Consider the following 2,083-nt stretch of genomic DNA (forward strand, 5'->3'; position numbering starts at 1 on the left):
CCGTCCGGGGCCGTCCGGGCCGGGACCGCCGTCCGGGGCCGTCCGGGCCGGGACCGCCGTCCGGGGCCGTCCGGGCCTCGCTGCGCTGCGGGGTCCTTCTCGCTGGCCGGTTCGTCGTGGGTCAGCGGTAGTGGGCGAATACCCGGTCCCTCTCCGCCTCCCAGCTCCAGCCCGGTTCGTCTCCGCGCTGGAACGGCGCGGTCTTGGCGAGCACTTCGAACTGTTCGGATGGCCGCTGGTGCTGCTTGTTCACCACGATGGCGGTCAGCATGACCGGAACGCCTCTGTCGGCTTCAACCCGGCATGCGGCTTCCAGGAGGCTGCTCATCAGCGTGCCGCGAGGCGGGACCGAGAAGCCTGCATCCCTCAGCGACTCGCTTAGCGTGCCGTAGTAGTCAGTGCGGCCGTCAGCCGCCCAGCCCTTGATGATCTCGACCATGCTGTCTCGAGCCGCGCACCAGGCATCGGAGCCGTGCTTGAGCCGGGGGAATTGGGTGTCAGTCATCCCGGTATGGCAGCACAGGAACGGCACGGAGCGGAAGGGCGTCGCCCGGGCCGACGACCGCCGGATGCCGGTGGTCCGGGCCGCCGTCCTGGGCGGCGGGGTACGGCCGGGGGCGCCGGGAAGACCGGCCTTCCCGGGCGGGCTGGTCCTGGTGGTGGTGCTCGGCGATGGGTGGCCGGTGGCCTGGTGGCGGGTGGGGAGGTGCAACGCGGTGTTGCGGAGGGGTGCGACGCGGGGCTGTGTTGTGGGTCTGACCAGGCACTATGTGGCCGGGAGCGGGGGTGGGTGGGCGTGTTGCACCCGGCTGCGCCGGTTGGCCGGCCTTGGCGGTTCCCGGCCGTCTCGCCGTGCCGCCCGCCCGGCCTGGTGCCGTGTCCCGCTGGTCCGTTGTCGGGGCGGTTCTGGTGGTCGTCCTGGTCGGCCGTCAGGCCGTCCCGCTGCCGCCCGACGTGGCCGTCCTGCCCGCCGGCCTCGGCGGCCGCCCGGCTGCCCCGCTGCGCCCGTCTCGGCCGTCTGGCCCGCCCGGTGCCGCGCCCTGCTGCGCCTCGCCCTGGCCGCCGTCCTGGCTGCCGCCCCTTGGTTCGGTGTTCGGTTTGGTGTCGCCACGCAGGGGATTTCCTGGGTGGCCTGGAAGGGTGGTCGCCGTGTCGGCATGGAGGGCCGCAGGCCCCTTTTCTTCGTGCCTGGGTTCGTTTTATGTCGCTGCACCTAGCGGAATTTCTGATTGCCTCCCGAAAGGGAGTAGAAGGGAATTCAAATTCTCATTTGGAGTGTCGCCCAATAGGGCCTGGATGGATGGTTGCCGTGATGTTGGGATGTTCGCGTCTCGTGCCCGCCTGGGGATGGGCGGGACAGGTCTGTATGGCGTTCCAGAGAACGCGCTCAGGGCGTCGCCGGATTCGCTTCGGATTCCGCCCCGGAGTCTGCGGCGAAGGCCCGTCAGGGGCCGCCGCGCCGGGTTCCTGTGAGGGCCCGCCACCCGGGGCGGGGGAGGCCCGGGCCGGACCGGCGGCCCGAAGACGCCTCCCGAGGGCCGCAGGCCCAGCAACCACAAGGCGAAACCGCGCCCCGAGTACCCCATCGGCCGGGACCGGGGAGGGCGCCCAAAGGTGAGGTTGTGACTGATACCCGAAGTCCACGACACATCGTCAACGCCGTGGGCCCCGGCCGGCACCCCGCCTCCCCGAAGGGATGGGCCACTACCCGAATTCCGCGTCACATCGTCAACGCTCACCCCCGGGCGCAGCCCGGGAAACCCTGCCAGCAAACCGGCCCGTAGGGCCGTGAAAACACTGCTCCAACAGGACCGGAATGCCGACCGATTGACGGGCCGTAGGCCCGGGACAATGCCACGACGGGGCGGAGCGCAGCGACGCCCCACGCCCACCCCAACAAGCCAGCACAACCCCGCGTATTCGCCGCAGGCGAATACCCCTAACCATCCACCCACTCGCCGAGGCGCAGCCGAGGCCAACACCACGCACGGTGATGGCGCAGCCGGCACCCCCGCACCTGGCGGTGCGTCAGCACCGCCGCAATCGCGCCAGCGATTGCTCAAGCCGCAGGCTTCCGCCCCCC

General features: G+C 71.3%; 1 protein-coding gene. It reads right to left on the bottom strand.

Annotated features, from left to right (window positions below; genetic code table 11):
- Positions 1-121: 121 nt before the first annotated feature.
- Positions 122-505: a hypothetical protein gene (locus ACLWS4_RS37015; RefSeq protein WP_416876423.1), complete on the bottom strand. Its 384-nt coding sequence runs from the start codon at positions 503-505 to the stop codon at positions 122-124.
- Positions 506-2,083 lie beyond the last annotated feature (1,578 nt).

This window comes from Kitasatospora sp. SC0581 (genome assembly GCF_048159585.1).
In the GTDB taxonomy this organism is placed as follows: domain Bacteria; phylum Actinomycetota; class Actinomycetes; order Streptomycetales; family Streptomycetaceae; genus Kitasatospora.